This is a genomic window from Streptomyces sp. NPDC046727, from assembly GCF_040645635.1.
GTDB lineage: Bacteria > Actinomycetota > Actinomycetes > Streptomycetales > Streptomycetaceae > Streptomyces.
Genome location: NZ_JBEYYR010000082.1, coordinates 1 through 6011, shown reverse-complemented (window position 1 = coordinate 6011; position 6011 = coordinate 1). Strand labels below are relative to the sequence as shown.

Genomic DNA, 6011 nt, shown 5'->3' with positions numbered 1-6011 from the left:
CGGAAGCGCCGTTCGCGCTGCGGCAGCAGCGGCTCAAGGCGATCCCACAGCTCATCCGACACGATCCACGGCGACGTCCCCACACCGAGCCGAACACTCAACCCCCACCCCGGACACGGCCATCAACGCCGAACCACCTCATTGTGTTAGGCGCTGTAACACTGCGGGCGACCTCACCCACAGCGCCCCGCCCGAACACGCCCCCGGCCAGGACGGCGCCCCCAGCGAACTCATCGCCCCCGACGGCACCCTCGCCTGGCGCGCCCGCAGCACTGCCTGGGGCGTCACCCAGTGGAACCGCGACTGCACCGCCTACACACCCCTGCGCTACCCGGGCCAGCACTTCGACCCGGAAACCGGTCTCCACTACAACGTCAACCGCTACTACGACCCCCACCTGGGCCGCTACCTCACGCCCGACCCGCTCGGACTGGCACCTGCAGCCAATCACTACGCGTACGTCCCCAACCCCTTCACCCTCACCGACCCACTTGGCCTCGCCGGCTGCACCGCCGACCCCACCTGGGGCGGCAAAGTCGTGTGGGTGCGGGACGAACATGGACGGCCCTACGAGATGCACGCCACCATCACCCGCGACATGGTCGGTGAGGGAACGGACGCCAACCCCGCCCTGCGTCCACCCGGCTTCGTCCATGGCACCAAGCACAACCAGGCCCATGGACACATGCTGGCTCAGGTCCTCGGCGGCTCCGGGGACACCCTGGACAACCTCTTCACCATCACGCAGAACCCGACCAACTCGCCGCAGATGAGAGACCTGGAACTGCAGATCCGAGACGCCGTTCTGGGCTCGAACCACCAGCCCGGCCAGACCGTCCAATACAGCGTCTATCTTGAGTACGCGGACGACGAGAAGACCTCTGTACCCAAGTGGATCACAATGGAAGCTGACGGCAACGACGGATTCCACCTCACAGGGGACTTCCAGAACCCAGACCACGCCGCACAGCAGATCCGACGCAGGGACGGAATCGAATGAGCCCTCTTGAGCGCCTCGCTGAGCTCTGCCCCCCGCCACCCGCCGAACAGCCGCCGGTGGACTGGCCGAGCGTTGAATCCGCACTCGGCCTGCGCCTTCCCGAGGACTACAAGAGGCTCACCGCACGCTACGACCCCGGATGCTTCGCCCGCTATCTGTGGATCTACGATCCCCGGCACACATCGGTGCACGTCAACCTCATCGGCCCGTCTCTGAGCGCATTCGGGAACAAATGCGCTCAGATCACGCACAGGGAATCTACCCGTCACCCGTCAACCCAGAACTGCTCCTCCCCTGCGGTGCGACAGACAACGGCGAGTATCTCTTCTGGATCACCGACCCCCAGGAAGATCCGGATGCGTGGACGATCGCCGTCAACGAAGCACGCGGACCACGCTGGTTCACCTACGACGGAAACCTGACCCAGTTCCTCGTCTCCGTTCTGAGCGGCAACACAACCGTTCCCCAGTTCCCACGGGGCCTTCTGCAAAGCGGCACCGACTTCGAGCCGTCACGCCTGGACGAGTGGTCACCACCGCTACCACCAGCAAGTCCGCCCTCTGACCCTGAGGTCATCCGACAATGGGCGCGCGCGAACGGATACGACGTCCCGATGCGCGGACGCATTCCTGCAAGAGTCCGGCAGGCATGGGAACAGGCACACGGAATCGACTGACCGCATCGACGGTGCGAGCGTGCCGGATCGGCGCGGAGGGCCCCGATAGTGCCGAGGCAGGTCACGGAAGACTGCTGACTGGGCCGCTTCGCCGAGCGCTCCACGTGCGTCGCCGCCTCCGCCGGCCGGAGATGGCGGATCGGGCGACACCGCCAGTGCAGCTCGGACAGGCCCTGCCAAAGAGGTTCCCCAAGTGCGGACTCTTCAGCGAAACGGAAACGAAGCCGCGACCATCTGGATCCCTGCATGCGCGAGCTGCGGGCCTCCGACAGGGCCCCGGCCAACCGGACGGTTCATGATCAGTTCCCATTTGCGCGGCGCCTCGCGCGGTGCGGGCACCTGGACACGGCGGCACACCGCAGCCGTCCTGAACGGATACTGCTGGTCGTGGTGCTGGACTGCTTCCCGGGAAGGCACGAGCTATCCAGGCTTCCGATTCACCCCGTGGCGCAGTGTCTTGATCTGCCAGATGTAGTTGCGTCCTTCGGGACAGGCGTGGACACGCAGGTAGATTGGGTCGTCGTTGCCCGTGTGGCTTTGTTCACGACTTTCGACAGCGATTGTTAAGCAATTCGGGAGGCGCTCTGACGCTGTCGTGTTCGATGTTCACGAGAAGCAGCAGCACTGAACCTCGGCCCCAGCGAGGGCACGGTTCGGGCTCCCGGTAGCGTCACCGGGACACTCGCGCCGAAGGAGAGGGCACCCACTCGTGAACCTGGGCATCGTCGGGCAGGCCGCCGGGCTGTTCGCCGTCACCAACATCGACGACATCCTGATCCTGTCGCTGTTCTTCGCCCAGGGCGCCGGGCATCACGGCTCCGTCCGCCGGATCGTCATCGGCCAGTACCTCGGCTTCGCCGCCATCCTCGCCGGGGCGGGCGCCGCCGCCTTCGGCGCCACCTTCCTGCCCGAGTCGGCAATCCCCTACCTCGGCCTGCTGCCCCTCGCCCTGGGGCTCAAGGCGGCCTGGCAGGCGTGGAAGCACCGCGACGATGAGGACGACGAAAAGGAGACGCCCGAGGGCGGCCCAAAGGCGCTGGAGGTCGCCGCGGTCACGTTCGCCAACGGCGGCGACAACATCGGGGTCTACGTTCCCGTATTCGCCACCGCCGGCGTCGGCGGCATGAGCGTGTACGTGATCGTCTTCCTGATCCTGGTGGCCGTGTGGTGCTTCGCGGGCCGCTTCTTCGCCACCCGCCCCGTCATCGCCAAGGCCCTCAGCCGTTGGGGACACATCCTGCTGCCCATGGTCCTGACCACCATCGGCCTGCTCATCCTCATCGAAGGCGGCGCCTTCGGCCTGTGAGGCACTTGGAACTCACAGGCAGGGAGCCCGTTCGAATCCCCATGCCGTCCAGGCGCCTCCCAAACTGGTGCACATGTGCTGCCGAATCTGGTGAACAGAGCCACCGTCCGGGGCACTCGGTGGGCCTAGGCGGGCCGGAGCGCGGTCGCGCACGAAGTGGCCCAGCACCTGCGCGGCATGGGTGGCCTGCTCGGGGGCATCCTGGACGATCTGCTCCAGCGCCAACGCTCCGCCGATCCGCACATACCTCTGGTCGGACCCGAGGCGCTCCAGGGCTTTGGTGAACCGCTCGGTGACCTGCCCCCGCCGGGTCAGCCGATAGTTGCGGATCGTGTACACCAGGGCCACTCCGGCCCCGATCGCAGCCGCACACGCGACGAGGGCGGTGCGCAGGCCAGTGACCAGCGCGGCCGAACCGCCGGCTTCACCCACCGTGGCCGTATCGATGTACCCCTTATCGAGCAGGTACGGCCCTCGCCACACCAGCCAGGGCAGACCGATCACCAGGGCCAGGGCGCCGCCCACGGCAAGCAGCCAGGAACCAATCCGGTGCAGGCGCCGTATGCGGCGTGCCCGAGCCCGCCGCTGATCGAGCGCAGTCGTCACACCCCCTGCTTACTGATCATTTCAGAATGAGGTTGGCTCTCAGGCTTGGCAGTTGGGCTGGTGGGCGGCAGAGTTCTGCGGGTGTCGGATGATCTTGTGCCTGATGATCTGTGGGATCGTGTCGCTCCGCTGCTCCCTCCTCGCCCGCCGCGGCGTCGGCGGTACCCGGGTCGGCTGCCGGCGGATGACCGTGCGGCTCTGCGCGGGATCGTCTACGTGCTGCGCACGGGTGTGACCTGGGCGGACGTGCCGACCGAGACGATCGGCTGCAGCGGGGTGGCGTGCTGGCGGCGCCTGCGCGACTGGACCGAGGCCGGCGTCTGGCCCCGCCTGCACGAGACCCTTTTCACGGAACTCCGCAAGGCCGGACTGTTGGACATGGAGGACGTCGCGGTCGACGGCTCGCACGTCCGGGCCCTCAAAGGGGGGCTCACACCGGACCTTCGCCGGTCGATCGCGGCCGCCGGGGCAGCAAGCACCATGTGATCACAGACCGGCACGGAACGCCCCTGGCAGTGTCGTTGACCAGCGGAAACCGTCACGACGTCACCCAGCTCATGCCCCTGCTGGACGCGATACCCCGCATCCGCGGCCTGGTGGGCAGGCCACGTCACCGACCACGGCGGCTGTTCGCCGACCGCGGCTACGACTACGACAAGTACCGGCGCTTCCTCCGCGCTCGCGGCATCACACCGAAGATCGCCCGCAAAGGCACCGCCCACGGTTCCGGCCTGGGCGGGACCAGGTGGGTCGTCGAGCGCACCTTCGCCTGGCTCCACCAGTTCAAACGCCTGCGGATCCGCTATGAGATGCGAGCCGACCTCCACCTCGGAGTGCTCCAACTCGCCTGCAGCATCATCTGCTTGCGACGACTACGAACCTCATTCTGAAATGATCAGTTAGGGGAAGCGGCCGCGAGATGGTGGCGCCACTCCGGGCCGCAGGTAGCGGTACACCCCGGAGGAGGCGCCCAAAGTCGAACACCACGAGACTCGATGCCCGCGCCTCCACCTGATCCGCAGCTCACGGGTCGGTCAGCCACCATTTGCGGCTGGTGACACGGTTCTGACCAGCACCCCGGGATCCCCGCGAGTTCGCGGAAACTGAAAGTGCTTCAACACGAACCCGGGGGTGCGGTGCCCTGATTCTGGGGTGCGGACCCGCGAGTTCGCGTCAAGGCACGGGGCTGGGACCGGCGGCTTCTTCTCCAGGCGCCGTGCCGAGACGCACGCGAGCGAGTGACCGTCAGGCGGAGTTCGCAGATCCTCTGCGGTCAGCAGCGCGAGCCGGGCCCCACCGTGGCCACCACAATGAACCTCATGAGCAACGGATCGAACTGGCCTGCGGACAAGCTGTCGGCACTACGGCTCGGCAGACGTCTCGTCACAGAGGTTCCGGCATCAAGGCCGGACCGTCGGGCGTTCGTGGACATCACCCCGAGTTTGAGCGCACCGGATGCCCAGGCCCGCGAGGAGGGCTGGGCTCGCAGCGATTCGGGCCGGAGCTTCCGATTGGAACACTGGGAGTACAAGACCGATCGCATCGAGGGCTTCGACTACGACATCGGTGCGGAACTTGTGCAAACCGCTTCCGCAGCGAACGAAGCCGACCTGGACAGCATGCTCAACGCATGGCAACTACCTCCGGACCGCTTCGTCCACCCCTGGGCCAGCGAAGATCCCAAGTAGCTTCGGCGTCAAAGCAGCGGGAAATCGCATCCATCCACAGGCCTTGACTATGTACTCGCCAGACGGTCTCCAGGAAGGACTGCTGATTCGAGTCAAGACACCGGATCGATTTCGGTAGCTCGCTCAAGCAGCGCGCGTGCAGAATCCGCGTAGCGGATGGCTGTCTTCGAGTCCGAAGACTTCGGCGAGGTGGAGCGGGTGGGGGCCGTGGACGAGGGCTTCTTCAAGCTGGCGGTCGACGCGAAGCCGTTCGAGGGTTGTGGTCTGGCCGCGAAGGGCGGCGGAGACGGAGACGCCGCTGATGGGGCCAGTGTCCAGGGCGGTCTGCTTGTTGATCAGCAGGTGCGGGTTGGCGGTGTCGGGCCAACGCCGTCGCCGGTGCTCCAGCCAGACGAGGGCAGCGTGCAGGGTGAGCTCGTCCAGTGGTCGGATGCGGCTGTCGACAACGAGCCTACGGTTGCCAATGTCGAGGTCATCGAGCTGGAGGCGGCGGATCGCGCCGGTCCGGGCAGCGTGGACAGCCGCGAGGGCGAGGATCAGCCGGTCCGCCGGGCGGGTCACCGCGGCAACGGAGGACCGGACGTCCTCGTCTTCCAGGGGCTGGATGACGCCGCTCTCCTGCTGGCCGACCCGGATGCGGCTAGGCCGTTTCCTTCGGATCACCTCGCTGACCAGATGAAGATGGCGGCGAGGTGGAGTCCGGCCAGGTAGATGGTGGCGGTCTTGTCGTAGCGG

Annotated in this window: 6 protein-coding genes and 2 pseudogenes; 6 read left to right on the top strand and 2 right to left on the bottom strand. The window is 66.7% G+C overall.

Translation table 11 applies throughout. The annotated features are described in order from the left end of the window. A pseudogene (locus ABZ937_RS42655) lies at positions 1–101 on the bottom strand (IS5/IS1182 family transposase); the annotation flags it as partial. Positions 102–214: 113 nt separating this feature from the next. Here ABZ937_RS42655 and ABZ937_RS42650 point away from each other — a divergent pair. The 3 genes and pseudogenes from ABZ937_RS42650 to ABZ937_RS42640 all read left to right on the top strand — a co-directional run. After that, a pseudogene (locus ABZ937_RS42650) lies at positions 215–1000 on the top strand (RHS repeat-associated core domain-containing protein); the annotation flags it as partial. 232 nt (positions 1001–1232) lie between these two features. After that, positions 1233–1676, top strand: a complete 444-nt coding sequence (locus ABZ937_RS42645) for a histone-like nucleoid-structuring protein Lsr2 (RefSeq protein WP_361701053.1) — start codon at positions 1233–1235, stop codon at positions 1674–1676. A 709-nt stretch (positions 1677–2385) separates the two neighbouring features. Then, positions 2386–2982 carry a cadmium resistance transporter gene (locus ABZ937_RS42640; protein ID WP_361701051.1) on the top strand — a complete coding sequence of 199 codons (597 nt, stop codon included), beginning with the start codon at positions 2386–2388 and terminating at the stop codon, positions 2980–2982. A 12-nt stretch (positions 2983–2994) separates the two neighbouring features. On the opposite strand, the gene ABZ937_RS42635 is transcribed toward ABZ937_RS42640, so the two are convergent. Further along, positions 2995–3588 carry a hypothetical protein gene (locus ABZ937_RS42635; RefSeq protein ID WP_361701048.1) on the bottom strand — a complete coding sequence of 198 codons (594 nt, stop codon included), beginning with the start codon at positions 3586–3588 and terminating at the stop codon, positions 2995–2997. A gap of 81 nt (positions 3589–3669) precedes the next feature. On the opposite strand from ABZ937_RS42635, the gene ABZ937_RS42630 reads away from it, so the two are divergent. The 3 genes from ABZ937_RS42630 to ABZ937_RS42620 all read left to right on the top strand — a co-directional run bounded on the left by ABZ937_RS42630 (position 3670) and on the right by ABZ937_RS42620 (position 5987). Then, positions 3670–4478 (top strand): IS5 family transposase gene (locus ABZ937_RS42630; RefSeq protein WP_361701046.1). Its coding sequence is split into 2 segments (ribosomal slippage): positions 3670–4009 and positions 4009–4478, totalling 810 coding nucleotides; the frame shifts between segments, so codons are not numbered across the junction. A gap of 429 nt (positions 4479–4907) precedes the next feature. Then, positions 4908–5276, top strand: coding sequence for a hypothetical protein (locus tag ABZ937_RS42625; RefSeq protein ID WP_361701043.1), 369 nt, complete (start codon positions 4908–4910; stop codon positions 5274–5276). Between the two features lie 156 nt (positions 5277–5432). Further along, positions 5433–5987, top strand: a complete 555-nt coding sequence (locus ABZ937_RS42620) for a hypothetical protein (protein ID WP_361701041.1) — start codon at positions 5433–5435, stop codon at positions 5985–5987. Positions 5988–6011: the final 24 nt, after the last annotated feature.

Coding starts and splice junctions, on each gene's coding strand:
- ABZ937_RS42645 (WP_361701053.1), top strand. CDS start 1,233: ATGCGCTCAGATCACGCACAGGGAATCTACCCGTCACCCGTCAACCCA.
- ABZ937_RS42625 (WP_361701043.1), top strand. CDS start 4,908: ATGAGCAACGGATCGAACTGGCCTGCGGACAAGCTGTCGGCACTACGG.
- ABZ937_RS42620 (WP_361701041.1), top strand. CDS start 5,433: ATGGCTGTCTTCGAGTCCGAAGACTTCGGCGAGGTGGAGCGGGTGGGG.